The sequence below is a fragment of the Nocardia sp. NPDC046473 genome (assembly GCF_040645995.1).
GTDB lineage: Bacteria > Actinomycetota > Actinomycetes > Mycobacteriales > Mycobacteriaceae > Nocardia.
Genome location: NZ_JBEYZJ010000003.1, coordinates 831,499 through 847,331, shown reverse-complemented (window position 1 = coordinate 847,331; position 15,833 = coordinate 831,499). Strand labels below are relative to the sequence as shown.

Sequence of the window (15,833 nt, the reverse complement as noted above, 5' to 3'; positions counted from 1 at the left end):
GCTCCTAGGACAGCGTGAAGATTTCGGTGGGGTGCGTCGCGGGATCACCAGGCCGCAGGTGCAGCCGATCGGGACACAAGACGACGGCAGCCACCGTGTGTTCGCGGCGGATGTCGCCGTTGTCCAAGACGTTGATAGGCGGCGCGGACAGTACGGCGAAAAGGTCCTCCGGGTCGGTGCCCACGGTGGCGAGCCTGGTCCGGCACACTTCCAGCCTGCGGACCGAGGAATTGCGGGCGAACACGTTGATCTCGTCCAGCGGAGCGAAGCTGGGATGCAGGAAATGGTTGGTGTGCAAAACATTTCGGCCGTACTCGAGCCGGACATCCCGGTCGAGCACCTCGACGTAGGCGGCGGTGTCCCGGTCGCACAGCACGATATTGCGGGAACTCGCCAGCGGCAGCTTCCGCAATATGCCCACTGCTTCGTCCACGGAGCCCGCGTTGTCGAGTAGATGCCGGATAGCCAGGTAGGGCGGCACACCCGGCCGCCACTGCCCGCCGAGCACGAGATTCAATCCCACCGCGAGGCCGTCGCTGTTGAGGCCGAGGTAACCGAGCAAGCCGCCGAAACTGAGCACCAGTGTGCGCCGGGACGTCCCGGCCCGCACGATCTCCAGCACACTGATCTGATCGTCGAGATCGCCGTTGAGATCCACGGTCTGCGCCAGCACCGGGGCAGGGCCGGCCAGCGCGAAGGTGGTGCAGTCCCCGGCGGTCGGAATCTTTTGGTAGCCAAGGATTTCGCGGCGTATCTGCAGCAGCACGGCCTCGCGCGGATCGATGTCCGCCCCGGCGGCGAGACCGCGAATCTCCTCGGCCAGATCCGGTGTCGCAGCGCTTATCTCGGCCAGGTAGGCGTCGATTGTCGGCCGTAACTCGTTCAGCGACACCGGCTCGGGCAGGATCCGGTTCAACCGGCACAACCCGTCGTCCAGGAAATCCCTCAGGTCGGCGGCCCTGGCCTGGCCGTGCTGATAGCCGAGGGCGAAGGAATCACCCTCGACTCGCAGGAACGGAGTCCGCAGGACCGCGTTCATTCGACGGCGCCCGCCAATTGCACCTTCGGATAGGCCGCCAGTTTGCTTTTGACGCCGGCCCATTCGCCACGCAGCACGCTGTAGAAAATGGCGTCCCGGCGACGGCCGCCGGGCATCGGATTGAAACTGCGCAGCACCCCCTCCTCGACCGCCCCGATATTGCGCAGACCACGCCGCGCCTGCTCGTTGAGCACGTCGGTCTTGAACTCCACCCGCTCCGCGCCGAGCCGTTCGAAGGCGTGTTCCAGCAGCAGATATTTCGCCCACCGATTGAGCCCGCGGCCGCGGAAGTCGCGGCCGAGCCAGGACCAGCCGATCTCGAGCCTGCCGTCGCGCTCGGCCATGTTCCCATAGCTCATGCTGCCCGCGGCCCGGCCGCTGGCCTTGTCCATGATGTAGAAGACCACCCGGCGCCCGGCCCGCTGATCCGCCAGCCCCGCATCGAAGAACGCGTCGAAGTCGGCCTCGGACTGCACCAGCGAGACGAAGTATCGCCAGATGTCGGGGTCCAGCGCGATCTCGCACAGGGCCGCCCGGTCGGTCGGTTCGATCGGCCGGAGCAAGAGGTGGTCGTTCTCCAGCCGTGCGGGCGCCAGTTCAATCCATCCCATGTCAGACCGCGCTTTCCGCGTGCCGGCACAGTGCGGCGGTCACGTCGCGCAGGGTGTGCAGTGCGGCCACGTCCTCCTCGGTGAAGTTCGCCAGCGAGATACCCGTGTCGTCGCAGACCGCGGTCAGGAAGAGGACCTTGTTCAGTGAGGTGAGCCCGTAGTCCTCGACCATGTCGAGGTCCGGATCGAGCCCACCCTGCGCGTTGTTCGACGCGATCACCTTCCGGAAGTTGTCGTGCACAGCCTTTTCCACATCAGGCATGGGTTCTTCCTTTCTCACCGATTTCCCGTCGATACTGTTCGAGAATCTGGCTGCGTTTCGGTTTGTACTGCGAGCTGAGCAGTCCGTTGTCGATGCTGAACCGAGGTCGGGCGATCACCACCCTGCCGATGCGTTCGTCGCGCTCCAGCGCCGCATTGGTGTGCGCGAGGTGCTCGGCGATGGCCGCCTCGTCGGCGGGTTCGGCCGCCGGGGAGACGACGGCGACGAGCTGGGTCTGCGTCGGGCAGAACACCACGCAGTGCTCGATCGCGGCACTGGCCGCCATCCGTTCCTCGATCGGCCGGACGATGACCTTCTTCCCGTTCGCCAACACGATCACGTCATCGGCGCGACCACGGATATAGAGAAAGCCGTCGTCGTCGAGGTAGCCGATGTCGCCGGTCCGGACCGTGCCATCCGCGGCGAACACGCCCATCGAATGCGCGGTCGCACCGTATTCGTATCGCCGCGCCACCGGGTGCTCGCTGCGGACACTGATGACTCCGTCGGCGTCGAACAGCACCTCCTTACCGGGCACAACACGCCCGACACTGCCCTCCTTGCTGGCGCCGGGATGGTTCTTGGCGACGATGCAGGTCTCGTTCATGCCGTAGCCCTCGTAGATGGGCACGCCGAGGCGGGTGAAGAAACCCAGCATGTCGGCGCCCGCCGGTGCGGATCCGGTCCACAGGTAGCGGATTCGGTCGCCGAACAACTCTTTGGCCGCGACCTGCGGATCGGCCTGTGCCGCCAGATGCTGTTTCACGGTCTCGTAGAAACCCGGCACCCCCATCACGACGGTAGGCCGCACCTGCCGCAGCGCGGTGAAGGCCGCTTCATAGGTGCTGACCGTGACATCGTGGCCGAAGCACAGCGCCGAATAGATCCAGTACCGCTGCTGCAACAGGGCCAGCGGCAGAAAGACGAACAGGTGATCGCCGGGGCCGTGCGCGAACATTGCCTGGACGGCGCGCAGCGAGCTGTCAATGCTGCCGACGCTTGCCGCAAGTCCTTTCGGCACACCGGTGCTGCCCGAGGTGAACTTGAGGGTGGTCGCCTCTGCGCTGTCGTACCGCACCGCGGGAAGTGGGTCTGCGGGTTGTTCGGCGAGGGCGCGAACCTCGCTGATCGGCCGGACACCGGCGGCGCTGGACGGCTGATCGGTGAACAGCAGCGTCAGGTCGTAGCGCGCGAGCAGCGCCGCGTCCGGCTCGAATTTGCCGGGTTCCAGCCCGGCGGTCACCGCCTTGCACCGCAGCGCGGCGAGATCCAGCAGCACCCACTCCAGACAGTTCGCCGCGAGGATCCCGATGCGATCGCCTGGCGCCACGCCCAATTCACGCAGCCGAACCGCCAAACGTTCAGCCCGCGTGAACAACTCACGCAGTTCGATCGTCTCCGTCGTGCCCAGCCGTGCGAAGGTCGCGTAGTAGCCGGGCGGGGGCGGCGTCGTGACGATCTGGTTGATCACCGAATCCATCACACGCTCCCCACACCTACCGGCTCCGCTGCCGCGACCGATGGTGCGGCGAAGAATTCCTGCACCAGATCGATCCGGGTTCCCGCGGGCACGAGTTGCACGATGTGTGGCCATTCGCTCGGGCGCGACCCGCCGAGCGCTTCGCCGAGCCGCCCGGCGAACCGTGGCAGCATCGGACTGGCGCAGTGGGCGAGCAACCGCGCCGCGGCGAGTTCCAACGCGACGGCGGTCCTGGCCTCGTCGTGCCAGCCATCGACCGTCGCCACCACGCTTTCCCGATCGGCGAAACGAACTGTGTCGGTGACGATTCCGTGCAGTTCCGCGGCCGCGGCCTCGACGGAGAACGCATCCGGACCGAGGGCGGCGGTCACGGCGGACAGCCGGGTGCCGAGGCGGCCGAGAAACGCCGTGTGCTCCGGCGTCCAGACGCCCGCGTCCGGCGCATGGCCCCCGTAGCGAGTCTGGATGCGGTGTCCCAGATCGTTGAGCCATTGCTGCCAGGTGCCGATCAATTCCTGGCGCACGGCGGCCGCATAGCCTTCGCGAGTGAAGTTGGTACACCGTGATTCCGGTCGCGTCCGGGACAGGAAGTACCGCACGCCGTCGACGCTGTCCGGCGAGAGGATTTCCTTGCCCCACACGGCATGCCGTCGGCTGGTGGAGAATTTGGCACCGTCGAGGAGATAGAACTCGTTGACGTGGTAGTCGATATCCGGTTGCCAGTCGGGGAAGGCCAGCCGGTAGAGCGTGGGATACAGGATCGAGTGGTAGAAGCTGTTGTCGTAGCCGAAGAAATGCACGATCTTCCAGTCCTGCTCGGGCTGGTCCGCGCGCCAGTCCCGGCCGAGGCGACGCCCCAGCGCCGAAATGCCGTGCAGGAAACCGTAGGACATCTCCGGCCAGACCCAGATGACCTGTCCGTCCGCGCCGGTTTCGGCGGGCGGCACACCCCACGCCGCCGGATGGGTGATCGCCACGTCGAGTCGAGGGCGGGCGAACAATCGCCCGGCCAGCTCGCGCAGCCGCGCCGGAACGCGGCCGAGGCGATGGTGCGCCGCGAGTTCGGCGGCGAACTCGTGCAACGGCAGGGTGAACCGGGTGATCGTGTCGATCCGCGGGGTCGCCTGCGACCGGTTCGATCGCGGATCGGTCAGGTCGACACAGGAATTGGGCTCGCCGCAGCCCTCGCAGATATTGCCACCGGTCGCGGCGCCGCAGCCGGGGCAGCCGCCCGACACGTCGACCTCGTACAGGTAGTCGTTCGTCGTGCCGTCGAACAGCGCCGGACCCTCTTGGGGTGCAACGGATCCCGAAGCCACGACGCGAGAGAAGTACTCCTGCAATCCGGTCCGGTAGTCGGGATCCGCGTCGGTCGCCGTGTACTGGTCGGGTTCGATGTCCATCAGCCGCAGCGTTTCGGCGATCTCGGCGCTGTAGTGCGCCGCCGTCGCGGCGGGCTCCTTGCCCTCGCGCCGAGCCCGATCGACCACGTAACTCTGGTAGTCGTCGCTGCCGGTGAGGTGCCACGCCTGGGCGCCGTTCATCCGCTGGAACCGGACGAAAACATCCGCACCCAGATACGGACCGGACAGGTGCCCGAGATGCAGGTCGCCGTTCGGCGTGGGCGGCGTGGAGAAGACGAAGATCGGTCGCTCGCCGAAGCGCCGCCGGTCGCTGCGTCCGACGGCCGCCCTGGCGGCCCGGCCCGGATCACGCCAGTACAGATCGAAGAACACTAGCTCGGTCGGCCCGGTGTTCTCGACGACATGAGTCTCGAACGGATCGAACAGCACGACCATGCCGGGGCCGACAGGATGGCGCGCGCCGTCCACGACGACGTCGCCGTGGCCGCTGACGACCAGGAACACCTCCGTCTCGTCGTGCTGGTGCGGATCGGACTGTCCGCCGGGAGCCACCCGGGCCCAGCCGGCGCCGAAGCCGAATCCATCGATCGAACTCATGTCGATGCCGAACGCTGCGTGCAGTTCGGCGGTGTCGAAGCGATTGACGATCACGCGGGACTCATCTCCTTCGGTGGCTGACTTGTCTCCTCGTCCAGCTGCAGCAGGCCGACGGCCTCGGCCGCGATCGCCGGGGCCAGCCGGTAACCCGAACCGTTCGCGGCGCCTGCGAAGATCACCCGCCCGGCCGGGTCGAGCGCCCGCACCTGCGGCTGCCGATCGACGCTGTAGGCGTCGCAGAACACCCGGCCGCCCACGGCGTGCTCGGCCAGCGGGGGCGAATACCGTTGCAGTAGTGGCAATGCCGCTTCGAGAATGTTTTCGTCGAGCCCGTCGGGCACAGTGTCGGGGTCGACGTCCCACTCGTCGTGGGTGTAGCTGAACAGCCAGTGCCCGCGGTGCCGCAGCGGTAGCAGGAAGGCGTCCTCGTCATGGAACACGACGACGCCGTCATCGGGCCCCGGCTCCTGTTCGATATGGAGCGCGACCACCTTCTTGACTCGCGCATTCAGCGGGGCGACCAGGTCGCTCCAGGCTCGGTCGGTCAGCCACGGTCCAGGGGCCAGCACCACCCGTCCAGCCGGGTACGTCTCTCCGGTGCTGAGCCGGAGCAGCACCTCGGACCCTGCGTCCTCGATTGCGTTGACGCGCACGCCTTCCCGGAGGGCGACGTGTCGGCGCAGCTCGTGGGCTATCGCCTGAGCCAGCGTGGCTACGTCGGCGTAGTGGCAGCCCTGGCCGCGCCAGACTCTGGCCTCGCGCGGCATCTGGACCAGACCGCCCGGCACCGCGTCCGTTGGTGTCAGCGCAGCACGGTCGAGATAGACCTCGCCGAGGCTCGTCGCGGTGTGGGTTGCCACCACAGTCATGCCGAGCGAATGAATCGGCAGGGCAGGATGTTTCGCCACCAGATCTTCGTAGTAGTCCTGGCTGTACGCGGTCATCTGCCGCACCCGGTCGGATGCGCCGCGCGGAAAGTGCAGTCCCGCAGAGCGCCTGCTCGCTCCGGTGCCGATCCCGTCCCGGTCGAACACCACGACGGGGGTATCCGGAAATCGGGAAATCACCTCGCGCGCAATAAGACAACCGATGATTCCGCCGCCGACCACGGCGACGGTGCGATTCGTCATCGCTCCATGCTCCGATCGTCGGGAGCCTTGGCCGACCATTCGAGGAATGAATCGTGCGGATCGTCGGAGCGGATGCCGCGCAGGCGATCGGCGATCCGTTTGCTGCGCCAGGCGACGAGGCTCAAATTGGTGTCGGCCAGACCGCGTTGTCGTCGTGCGCCGTTCTGCAGGAAGATGTTTCGATCGGCCGGGCCGTCCCAGCAGACGGCGAAATCCGAGTCGATTTTGTATTCATCGTGGTCCCGCTCGAGGCGGTCCGCCACCGGGGACAGGAACTCCATGCTGTCGCCGTGGAAACCGGTCGCCCAGACGATCACATCCGCCTCGGCGTGCTCATCCACGCCGGGCTGGTCGTTGTGCGTGAAGGTGATATCCCAGCCCGAGCCGGGATCGCCGGTCACCCGCAGCACCTCGCGGTTCGGGTACAGGGCGACCAGATCGGTTGCGCCGTCGACGAAGCGGTGCAGGTAGATGCGCTGGTAGATCTCGCGCAGCGTGGCCTCGGAGATGCCGTCGCTGGTCAGCACGTGGGCGAAGTTGATGGCGTCGCGGGCGGTGCCGGGCAGGGCGGAGAAGTACTCCGAGTAGCCCGGCATGTAGTAGTCGTTCGTGAACGGTGAGTCGTCCAACGGAAAGTAGTTGCGGCGCCGGGATATCCAGCCGACCCGGCGCGGCAGCTCGGCACGCGGACGGGAGATCAGTTCGAGAAAGGCCTCCGCGCCGGACTGGCCGCCACCGATCACCCAGACTCGTCGTCCGGCGAGTCCGACTGCCTTGTCGGCGAATTCGCTGATGTGGAATTGGGTCGGTCCGAGCAGGTTTTCGGCCAGCGGTGGAACATAAGGCTTTCGGCCGACGCCGATCACGACGTTGTCGGCCGTCACGGTGCGGTTGCCGGTGCGTAACCGGAATACATCATCGAATTCGATCGAGCGCACTTCTTCGCCGAAGACGAGATTCTCGTTCAGGGAGCTGACCCATTCGAGGTAGTTTCGGAACTCGCTGCGCGGCACCGCATCGAATTGCGCATTGAGGTAGTGGTAGACCCGGCCCTTGGCATGGAGATAGGACAGAAAGGTGAAACGGTTCGTCGGGTCGGAGAGGCTGACCAGGTCCTTGAGCATCGAGACCTGGAGCGAGGTGTTGGGCAGGAGCTGGCCGTCGTGCCACCGAAAGTCGTGCCGCTTTTCGAAGAACCGGTTCGAGACGTCCGGCTGTTCGTACAGCAGCGACGCCAAGCTCAGATTTGCTGGTCCGATACCGATTCCCACGCATCGGTAATGTTCACAATTGTCGGTGAGCGCTCGCTGGCTCATTACGCCTCCTGCCCCTCGCGGTCGGTCCTCGGGGTGGATACCGAGAGAATCGGCGGTTGCTGATTCGCAATACTCGCCCGCCTGGGCGGCTTTTCTTGCAATGAATAGACCCCCGTCGATCGGCTGGAGCCCTGTTTACCGCTTCGCAATCGGCGGTAATATCCTCGAAATCAACGGTAGCGGGTGGGGGAGACGTGCACAAGAACGGTGAAAGTTTTTGTCGGGCTGCGTTGTGGCGCTGATGATCTCGGACAAGATCGCGGGAAGCGGTTGGCGCGGTAGGTCTTTGGGATGAGACGGCGAAGGCGTAGCCTTACGGTTACGCGGAGAACGCTCCGCGGGTGTGCTGGTCGAGTAGTTGTGCCAGCCGATGCATGTCCCGCGAGCGTCGCTGCGCGAGCTCGGCGAGGCGCGGGGCGCAGTGACTCGGGATGTCGCCGATGACATCGGCCAACTCGACGTCGTCATCGAACGGAAACTCCAACCACCGCAGCAGTTTTCGCCCCGTCTCGGAAAAGCGCAGCGACGGGTCCTTGCGCAGCTTGAGCAGCATCTCCGCGGTGATCATCCGCTGCGCGGCCGGGACCGGCGGCGTAGCGGACCTGTCGGCGGTCGCGGGCGTCGAACGGCGCAGCGGCACCGGATTCCTGCCGCTGTGCAGTCGCTTGCGCACATCCTTCGCCGTGGTGACCGAAATACCTGCCGCCACAGCCACTTTCCGGGCCGACGCGGTGGGATCGGCGGTGAACATCTCGGCGGCGCGTTGCCGGCCCTGCGGTCCGAACTGATGCCGCACGCCGTTACGACCGACCCGACTGGTCGCGTGTGGAATTTCCCCAGGCGACCGCCTCCGGATCGCGGAGACGGTCTTGGGCGAGACTCCGGCGATGGCGGCAACCGCTCGATCCGACCAGTCCGGATATGACATCAGAATACGTAACGCGGCGGCCTTGCGCTCGGCCAGCGACAGCGGCAGGCCATGCGCCGTGTTGAGTTTGACCGCCAGCACGAACGCTTCCTCGCTGCCGCCGTCGAAAAATACTGCCGCGATGGACGTTTCGCCGCGCAGCCGAGCCGCACACAGCCGATGCCAGCCGTCGACCACCTGCATTGTCGCGCGACGGACGACGATGGGCGCAGGTGCGGTTGTCGATTCGGCGAGCAGGCGGGTGTGCGCGGTGTTCTCGCCTGCCGTGCGTGGTGGCGAATCCGACGGCCGTAGCTCGCTGATCGGCAACTCGACGATCTCTGAGCAATACGAGGATGCGCCAGGAAAATTCGGTACGGATAGGTTCCCTGCCCTGGACGAACCGGCATTGCCCCCACTGGTCATGGATTCCCCTCCCGGGTCCGTATACCTCCGATACGCCGCGCAGCCAAGTGCACAGACGGCTACGGCGCGCGTAATCCGGGATCGACTCCCACCCCAGCGTAACCAGCGGCACCGCTGGCCGGGTTCCCCCCGATCGGGGGGTATCGCGCCGTGGCGCGGGGCGACCCATCGAGCGGTTTCGCGACTTCGTTTCACGTTGCGCCGGAACGAACTGGCGGGTTTCTGGCATGAAAAGGCGTTCTGTCGGTGGTTGCGAGCGGGCAGATCCACCACAGTGGTGTGTATGAGTGCGCTGAGCCGCGGTTCGCACCGCGCAGACACGGGTACTCGGTCGCCGATCCTGAGCATCGATCGAAGCGGGACGGCGGCTCGCAGAACCATCGACTGGCATTCGCATGACGACGCGATGCTGCTGTGGTCCGCCACCGCGACCGTGACGATGAGTACGCCGGCGCGCGACTGGCTCGTGCCGCCCGGCTACGGCCTCTGGGTGCCGCCGCGGATCTTGCACGCGGAGAAGGCCTTACGGGCAGGCGAGCTCTGCATCGTGCATTTCGCGCCGGACCTCTGTCCGGTCCGCTGGTCCGAACCGATCGGCCTCTCGGTGGGCCTGTTGTTGCGCGAACTCGTGCTGCACCTGCACGACGCCGCGCCGGACGACCCGAGCCGGGTGCACGCCGAGCCGCTGGTCTTCGATCTCCTCACGCCGCTCCCCGTCAACGCCATCGACGTGTCCATGCCGACGGATCCACGCGTGCGCGCGATTGCCGAGCAGCTCATCGCCGACCCGAGCGACACCCGTGAGCTGGCATTCTGGGCACACCAGGTGCACGCCGGAGTGCGCACCCTGTCCCGGCTGTTCGTCAACGAAACCGGCCTGACGTTCGCGCAATGGCGAACCCATGCCCGGATGCGGGCGGCCGCCGAGCACCTGGCAAGTGGCCGATCCGTCAATGCCACCGCGCGAGCCGTCGGCTACCACAAGCCCAGCGCGTTCGTCGCCGCGTTCCGTCGATCGACCGGCCGAACGCCAGGCACCTATCTGTCGCCGAGCCTGTCGTAGTTCAGGCGGTGCAGACCGGTAGTCGGGCATGTCCGTTGGAGATGAAGCTGCGCACCGGCGTCAACTCGGCCGGGTCGACCGCCAGGCGGAGCTCCGGGAAGCGAGTGAACAGCGCAGGCAGCGCGACCTGCGCCTCGAGCCGGGCCAGCGGCGCGCCGAGGCAATGGTGGGCACCGTGCCCGAAGGAGACGTGCTGGTCTTTGGTGCTGCGGTGCGCGTCGAATTCGTCGGCGGTCGGCCCGTGCACCTGGGGATCGCGGCCCGCCGCAGCATAGGAGGCGAGGATCGCGTCGCCCTTCGGAATGCGGATGCCATCGATGTCGAGATCCTCGACCGCGAACCGCAGCGGCAGGTGCGCGAGCGGCGCCTGGTAGCGCAAGGTCTCCTCCACCACGTCGGCCCAGCTCGACCGTCCCGCGAGCACGTCGGCCCGCTGCCGCGGCCGGGTCAGCAGCGCGAAAATCGCTTGGTCGAGCAGGTTCACGGTGGTCTCGTGCCCGGCGCTGACGATCAGCATGAGGGTGTCGACGAGTTCCTTCTCGGTCAACCGGGTGCCGTCTTCGTCGTAGGTGGCGGTCAGCAGGCTGGTGATGTCGTCGCCGGGGACGGCTCTGCGGTAGGCGACGAGTTCGCCGACCAGCCCGTACATTTCGAGGTAGTTCGCCTGCGGGTCTTTGCGGGTGTCCGCGGTGTCGAAGAACCGGTCGACGCAGGCGTGCAGCGCGGGGGCCAGCTGGTCTGGGACGCCTAACAATTCGCTGATCACGCGGATCGGCACCGGGTAGGCGAACCGCTTGCGCAAATCGACCACCGTGCCGGGCGGGATCGCTGCCAACTGGTCGAGCAGGTCGACGGTGATCGCTTCGATCCGTGGGCGCAGCGTCATCGTCCGGCGGTGGGTGAACGCCGGGGACACCAGCTTTCGCAGTCGCCGGTGCTCGGGACCGTAGGCAGTGAACATATTGTCGACGCCCACCCACGAGCGCAGCGGCCACTCCGCAGGGATCCCGCCCGTCTTGAATGCCGTCCAGTGCCGGCGCGCGTCCTTGGATACCCGAGAGTCGGTCAGCAGACGGCGCAGCACGGTGGCATCGGTCACCGACCACGCCGGGACGTCGCCGGGCAGCACGACCCGGGTGATCGGCCCGCGGCGGCGGATCCGTGCCGATTCGCCTTGGATGTCGATACCGGTGGTGTCCAGCACGATCGGTTCGTGGTCCATGTTCGTGGCCACCACTACCTGGCCGGAATTCTGCTGATTCACACGCTGCCTCGTCCTCATGCGGATGCCACGATCGGCTGATCGGGTTACCTTCGAAGATTAGGAATATCGGCACCGCGCACGAGTGAACTGCCGCGCCAGCCCGGATAGAACATTCGCGACACCGGGCGATATCCGGCGAGAGAATAGGCTCGGAGCAGCGACTAGGGAATGGATCGGTAGGTGATGGAGAGCACTGGCGGGCAGGTCGCCTACTCGCACGGCGGGTTCTCACTGGACTCCACCGTCGCGGGCGCCGTTTCGCGCGGTTTCGATACCTTCCGGCACGGGTGGCAGACCCAGGTCGGCGGTGCCTTCCCGCTGCCGACCTTCAGCCAGGCCACGACCGGTGATTTCCGGGTCAGGAGCCGGGTGGCGAAGGTGTGCGATGTGGCGATCACCGATCTGGACAGCGCGTCTGTCATCCGGACGGCAGGCACCCCGTACGGCTATGCCGATCAGGCACGGATGTATGTGGTGCGGCGCGGTATCTGGACGTTGGGTGGCGCACTCGATCGCGCCGAACACACGCTGTCGGCCGGGCAGTTCCTACTGCGGCACGGACGGCCGTTGCACTTCGGGGCGGCGCCGCACACCACAGTGCAGATCATCACGCTGCCTGCCGGCGCGTTCGAGCCTCGGCTCAGAAACCAGAGCATCACCGCGGCGGCGGACTCGGCCGAGATGCGCCTGCTGCTGGCGCATACGAACATGATTCACGCGACGGTGAACGATCTCGGCCCGGCCGGGGTGACAGCCGCCCACGGGGCACTGATCGAACTGGCCAAAGCCGTGGCGGCAGGTAGGTTCGACGCTGCGGAATCCGAGCTCCGGCCCGCGCTCAGCCGAGCGGCGAAGGTATTGGCGGACCGTCATCTCGCCGATCCCGAGCTGTCGCCGGCGATGCTGGCGCGGGAACTCAACGTCTCCGTGCGCACCCTGCAACGAGCGTTCACCGAGGTAGGTGAGTCGGTGACCAGCTACATCCGCCACCGCAGGCTGGACGAGGCCCGGCGCGCACTCACCGCCCAGTCCCCGCTGCCGAGCGTCGCCGAACTCGCCGCGCACTGGCAGTTCTCCGACAGCAGCCACTTCATCCGCTCCTTCAAAAAACGCTACGGCCAGACGCCTTTCGAGTACGCCCGCTCAGCAGGGACCACCGGGGCCTAACGACCTGGCGGACAGCACACCTCGCGCTCCGCTGGCGTCCGCGATGCCCAAACAGCTACTGCCGCGGAAGATCCCGAGCTCATAGCGCACAGAATCGGCGTCGAAGGAGCGGACGAGCACACCGATCTCGTAGTCACCGGGATAGGTGACCTCGCCGAGGTAGTCGATTCGATACGACGACGGTGACAGGTCGGGCACCAGCCCGCCCTCGCCGATCGCCGCGGCCGTGAACGCCGCGACAGCCTCGTCGTACCAGGTGGCCAAGGCGAGGTAATTGACGTGCTGATTGCCGTCGACGTCGCCGATCCGCGCGCGCAGCGGAGCGAAAAACGCGTAATAGTCCCGCTGTTGGCGCTCGGTGCCGGGGCGGGATGCTGCCGTCTCGCTCGAATCCGGCAGGGACAGTTCGGTGAGATCCGCGATCAACTCGTCCGGCAGCGCGAGCGGCCCCGCTGGACCGAGATGCAGCACCGTGGCCGCACCGCTGCCCACCTGCTTGCCGCCTGCGAAGGCCGCCTGTTGGTAAGTGAACGATGACCGCCCGATGCGACGAATACCGGTGTGCACCTGTGCGTCAGTGTCGGTGAGATAGGCGGGTGCCAGCTTTTCGACACTTTGGCCGACAAAAATGATCTGGTGAGAACCGAACTCACCGGCATCGACGAACCGCTCGAATTGCGGCATCTTCAGCCGTATCCGCGCGTCCTCCAGCCAGCGGGCCATTCCGATCGTGCTCACGGAGCCGTCTCGGCCGAGATCGCCTTGCCGCGCTCGGATGTCGCACTGAGCCGGAAACTCGGAGTAACTGCTGGTATTCATGAAAAAACTCTAGGAAGGTCAACCCGGTGCACAATTGAACGACCGCGCCAACCGGGTGGAACAGCTACGCCAAACGCACGCGTGATGGCTCCTACTTCGTGGTCTCGTTGAGGATGCCGCTGACGTACCGCACGTCGCCCGTGTGCAGGTCGTCGTCTTGTAGTGGTCCAAGGTTGTTGGCGGCGAACAGATCTCGGACGCTGACTTCGTTCAGCGTCCAGCCGCAGCCGATCAGGTAGGGAGCCGCTTCGTTGCGCGCGCCGAAATATCGCAGCCTGGTCATGTCGGGATCGAAGCCGTGTGCACGCCAGCTTTCGGAGATGTGGTCCAGGCGTTGCTTCGTCTTTTCCTCGTCGCCGGGTTGCTGGTTGGGCCTGCTTTCGGTGGCCACCCGGCTGCCCGGCGCGCTGAGTTCGGTGACGGTGTCCAGCAGCCGGTCCTGCGCGTCGGGCGGCAGGTAGCCCAGCAGGCCTTCGGCGCTCCATGCGGTCGGCCGGGCCGGGTCGAATCCGGCGGTGCGCAGCGCGGCGGGCCAATCGTCGCGCAGATCGACTGCGGCCACTCTGCGGTCGGCGGTGGGTGCGGCGCCCAACTCGGCCAGTGTGCGGGTCTTGAATTCGATGACCTGCGGCTGGTCGAGCTCATACACCACGGTCCCGGACGGCCAGGGCAGGCGGTACGCACGGGAATCCAGCCCGGAAGCGAGGATCACGGCTTGGGTAATACCCGCGTTCGTCGCATCGAGGAAGAACTCGTCGTAGAACTTGGCACGTACCACGCCTACGTCGATCGATACCTGCTCCACCAAGCCATCTGGTGGCAATTCACCGGTCGCCAGCCGGGTGAGCAGGTCGATGCCGACCGCCCGGACGAGCGGTGCGGCGAACGGATCATCGATGAGCGTCCGATCGGCGCGGGTCGCTATCGCCCGGACCGCCGCGGTCATGGTCGCGGTCGCGCCGACGCTGGATGCCAGGTCCCAGGTGTCTCCGTCATGCCTGGTGGAAGTCATGTGCTGCCTGCCCTTCGTTGGACTCGCCTTCGGGAACGCCTCGATCCGCTCGGAAGTAACGCATCCGACACTCGAATTCCGCTGAGCGGTAAGCATTTACACCACTCCGGAGCTTTCGATGGTGCGGGTCGTGCCGTTGAACATAGCGGCTGGGTCCGACAACTTCGGCCAGGGTTCATCAATTGTGTTGTGGCACGTCGGAATCCGGGTGTCGATCGGGAGTACGCAAGGGTGCGCCGACGTGGTGCAGGTGGCTCAGCGCCTCGCGGTACGAGGAGATCAACCCGGTTTCGTGGTAGGACACACCGATTTCGGCGCAGTAGTCGCGGACGATCACCTGAGCGTGGCGCAGGTTCGGCGTCGGCATGCTCGGGAACAGATGGTGCTCGATCTGATAGTTCAGCCCGCCGAGGGCGAGGTCGGTCAACGCGCCACCTCGGACGTTGCGGGAGGTCAGCACCTGGCGACGGAGGTAGTCGGGGCGCTCGTCGCCGGTCAAGGTCGGCATGCCCTTGTGGTTCGGGGCGAAGATGCAGCCCATGTACAGGCCGAAGAGGCCTTGGTGGACCGCAATGAACGCGAACGCTTTGTCCGCGGGCAGCACCGCGAACAGTGCGACCAGATAGCCGGCGAAGTGGCCGCACAGCAGCGCGCCCTCCCAGCCACGGTGTTTGACCGATCGATTCCTCAGCGCGCGGACACCGGCCACATGCAGGTTCAGGCCCTCCAGCAACAGCAGGGGAAAGAACAGGAAGGCCTGCGCCCGCCCGATGAGCCGAACCAAACCACGGCTGGACCGTGCCTGCCGTTGCGACCAGACCAGAATGTCGGGCGCGACATCGGGGTCGAGTTCCTCGTGGTTCGGGTTGGCGTGATGGCGGGTGTGCTTGTCCTGCCACCAGCCGTAGCCGAGGCCGATGCCCGCGTTGCCGACGAGCCGTCCCACGAGCTCGGTCGGCTGCCGGAGCCGGAAGACTTGGCGGTGTGCGACATCGTGCATGACGAGTGCGATCTGCGCGAACGTCACCGCCATGAACCCCGCGACCAGCAGTGTCCACCACGAATCGCCGATCAGCACGAACGCAGCCCAACCCGCTGCGAACGCGATACCGACGAGACTGAGCCGGACGGCATAGTAGAAGGGACGGCGGTTCATCAGCCCCGCTTCGGAGATCCGGCGCATCAGACGGGCGTAATCACCGTCAGCGCCGCGCCGTGGACGTGACAGGGGGACCGAGACAGGTGTCGTCATTTATCTTCCTGAGAGCTGAGTCGGAGACGCCACCTCCGTCCGTCGACGATGCCAGGCCGGTCGATATTCCGATCGGGGCGCCGAGTGCGATGACTCGAAGCTATCGGTCGGATTCTCGTTCCCT

At 66.3% G+C, this 15,833-nt stretch carries 14 protein-coding genes; 2 read left to right on the top strand and 12 right to left on the bottom strand.

Going from position 1 to position 15,833, the window contains the following annotated elements:
* Positions 1-4: 4 nt before the first annotated feature.
* The 8 genes from ABZ942_RS14075 to ABZ942_RS14040 form a co-directional block, all read right to left on the bottom strand.
* Complete coding sequence (locus tag ABZ942_RS14075; RefSeq protein ID WP_357381714.1) at positions 5-1,039, bottom strand: C45 family peptidase; 1,035 nt, start codon at positions 1,037-1,039, stop codon at positions 5-7.
* Positions 1,036-1,650 carry a GNAT family N-acetyltransferase gene (locus ABZ942_RS14070; RefSeq protein ID WP_357381712.1) on the bottom strand — a complete coding sequence of 205 codons (615 nt, stop codon included), beginning with the start codon at positions 1,648-1,650 and terminating at the stop codon, positions 1,036-1,038. The genes ABZ942_RS14075 and ABZ942_RS14070 overlap by 4 nt, the downstream gene beginning before the upstream one ends.
* A 1-nt stretch (position 1,651) precedes the next feature.
* Entirely contained in the window at positions 1,652-1,912 is a 261-nt protein-coding gene (locus ABZ942_RS14065) for a hypothetical protein (protein WP_357381710.1), read from the bottom strand.
* Positions 1,905-3,392, bottom strand: coding sequence for an AMP-binding protein (locus ABZ942_RS14060; protein ID WP_357381708.1), 1,488 nt, complete (start codon positions 3,390-3,392; stop codon positions 1,905-1,907). The genes ABZ942_RS14065 and ABZ942_RS14060 overlap by 8 nt, the downstream gene beginning before the upstream one ends.
* On the bottom strand, positions 3,392-5,407 hold the full coding sequence (locus tag ABZ942_RS14055; RefSeq protein WP_357381706.1) for a class I tRNA ligase family protein: 2,016 nt from the start codon (positions 5,405-5,407) through the stop codon (positions 3,392-3,394). The genes ABZ942_RS14060 and ABZ942_RS14055 overlap by 1 nt, the downstream gene beginning before the upstream one ends.
* Entirely contained in the window at positions 5,404-6,483 is a 1,080-nt protein-coding gene (locus ABZ942_RS14050; protein WP_357381704.1) for an FAD-dependent oxidoreductase, read from the bottom strand. Before ABZ942_RS14050 ends, ABZ942_RS14055 begins: the two co-directional genes overlap by 4 nt.
* Complete coding sequence (locus ABZ942_RS14045; protein WP_357381702.1) at positions 6,480-7,754, bottom strand: SidA/IucD/PvdA family monooxygenase; 1,275 nt, start codon at positions 7,752-7,754, stop codon at positions 6,480-6,482. The genes ABZ942_RS14050 and ABZ942_RS14045 overlap by 4 nt, the downstream gene beginning before the upstream one ends.
* Positions 7,755-8,118: 364 nt before the next feature.
* Positions 8,119-9,132: a ParB/RepB/Spo0J family partition protein gene (locus ABZ942_RS14040; protein ID WP_357381700.1), complete on the bottom strand. Its 1,014-nt coding sequence runs from the start codon at positions 9,130-9,132 to the stop codon at positions 8,119-8,121.
* Positions 9,133-9,415: 283 nt separating this feature from the next.
* Between ABZ942_RS14040 and ABZ942_RS14035 the strand changes: the two genes are divergently transcribed.
* Positions 9,416-10,195 carry an AraC family transcriptional regulator gene (locus ABZ942_RS14035; protein ID WP_357381698.1) on the top strand — a complete coding sequence of 260 codons (780 nt, stop codon included), beginning with the start codon at positions 9,416-9,418 and terminating at the stop codon, positions 10,193-10,195.
* Position 10,196: 1 nt separating this feature from the next.
* Here the strand turns inward: ABZ942_RS14035 and ABZ942_RS14030 are convergent, their stop codons facing one another.
* Complete coding sequence (locus ABZ942_RS14030) at positions 10,197-11,417, bottom strand: cytochrome P450 (RefSeq protein ID WP_357381912.1); 1,221 nt, start codon at positions 11,415-11,417, stop codon at positions 10,197-10,199.
* 225 nt (positions 11,418-11,642) lie between these two features.
* Here ABZ942_RS14030 and ABZ942_RS14025 point away from each other — a divergent pair, with 225 nt between their 5' ends.
* Positions 11,643-12,626, top strand: coding sequence for a helix-turn-helix domain-containing protein (locus tag ABZ942_RS14025; RefSeq protein ID WP_357381910.1), 984 nt, complete (start codon positions 11,643-11,645; stop codon positions 12,624-12,626).
* Here the strand turns inward: ABZ942_RS14025 and ABZ942_RS14020 are convergent.
* The 3 genes from ABZ942_RS14020 to ABZ942_RS14010 form a co-directional block, all read right to left on the bottom strand.
* A complete protein-coding gene (locus tag ABZ942_RS14020) occupies positions 12,603-13,445 on the bottom strand; it encodes a hypothetical protein (protein ID WP_357381696.1) in 843 nt (280 codons plus the stop codon). The two genes, ABZ942_RS14025 and ABZ942_RS14020, sit on opposite strands and share 24 nt — an antisense overlap.
* A gap of 91 nt (positions 13,446-13,536) precedes the next feature.
* Positions 13,537-14,457, bottom strand: coding sequence for a class I SAM-dependent methyltransferase (locus ABZ942_RS14015; protein WP_357381694.1), 921 nt, complete (start codon positions 14,455-14,457; stop codon positions 13,537-13,539).
* Positions 14,458-14,635: 178 nt separating this feature from the next.
* Positions 14,636-15,709, bottom strand: coding sequence for an acyl-CoA desaturase (locus ABZ942_RS14010; protein WP_357381692.1), 1,074 nt, complete (start codon positions 15,707-15,709; stop codon positions 14,636-14,638).
* Positions 15,710-15,833 lie beyond the last annotated feature (124 nt).

Excerpts from the sequence above, each read along its gene's own strand:
- ABZ942_RS14050 (WP_357381704.1), bottom strand. The coding sequence starts at position 6,483 with ATGACGAATCGCACCGTCGCCGTGGTCGGCGGCGGAATCATCGGTTGT.
- ABZ942_RS14060 (WP_357381708.1), bottom strand. The coding sequence starts at position 3,392 with ATGGATTCGGTGATCAACCAGATCGTCACGACGCCGCCCCCGCCCGGC.
- ABZ942_RS14020 (WP_357381696.1), bottom strand. The coding sequence starts at position 13,445 with ATGAATACCAGCAGTTACTCCGAGTTTCCGGCTCAGTGCGACATCCGA.
- ABZ942_RS14015 (WP_357381694.1), bottom strand. The coding sequence starts at position 14,457 with ATGACTTCCACCAGGCATGACGGAGACACCTGGGACCTGGCATCCAGC.
- ABZ942_RS14030 (WP_357381912.1), bottom strand. The coding sequence starts at position 11,417 with ATGGACCACGAACCGATCGTGCTGGACACCACCGGTATCGACATCCAA.
- ABZ942_RS14075 (WP_357381714.1), bottom strand. The coding sequence starts at position 1,039 with ATGAACGCGGTCCTGCGGACTCCGTTCCTGCGAGTCGAGGGTGATTCC.
- ABZ942_RS14065 (WP_357381710.1), bottom strand. The coding sequence starts at position 1,912 with ATGCCTGATGTGGAAAAGGCTGTGCACGACAACTTCCGGAAGGTGATC.
- ABZ942_RS14010 (WP_357381692.1), bottom strand. The coding sequence starts at position 15,709 with ATGACGACACCTGTCTCGGTCCCCCTGTCACGTCCACGGCGCGGCGCT.
- ABZ942_RS14025 (WP_357381910.1), top strand. The coding sequence starts at position 11,643 with ATGGAGAGCACTGGCGGGCAGGTCGCCTACTCGCACGGCGGGTTCTCA.
- ABZ942_RS14035 (WP_357381698.1), top strand. The coding sequence starts at position 9,416 with ATGAGTGCGCTGAGCCGCGGTTCGCACCGCGCAGACACGGGTACTCGG.
- ABZ942_RS14070 (WP_357381712.1), bottom strand. The coding sequence starts at position 1,650 with ATGGGATGGATTGAACTGGCGCCCGCACGGCTGGAGAACGACCACCTC.
- ABZ942_RS14040 (WP_357381700.1), bottom strand. The coding sequence starts at position 9,132 with ATGACCAGTGGGGGCAATGCCGGTTCGTCCAGGGCAGGGAACCTATCC.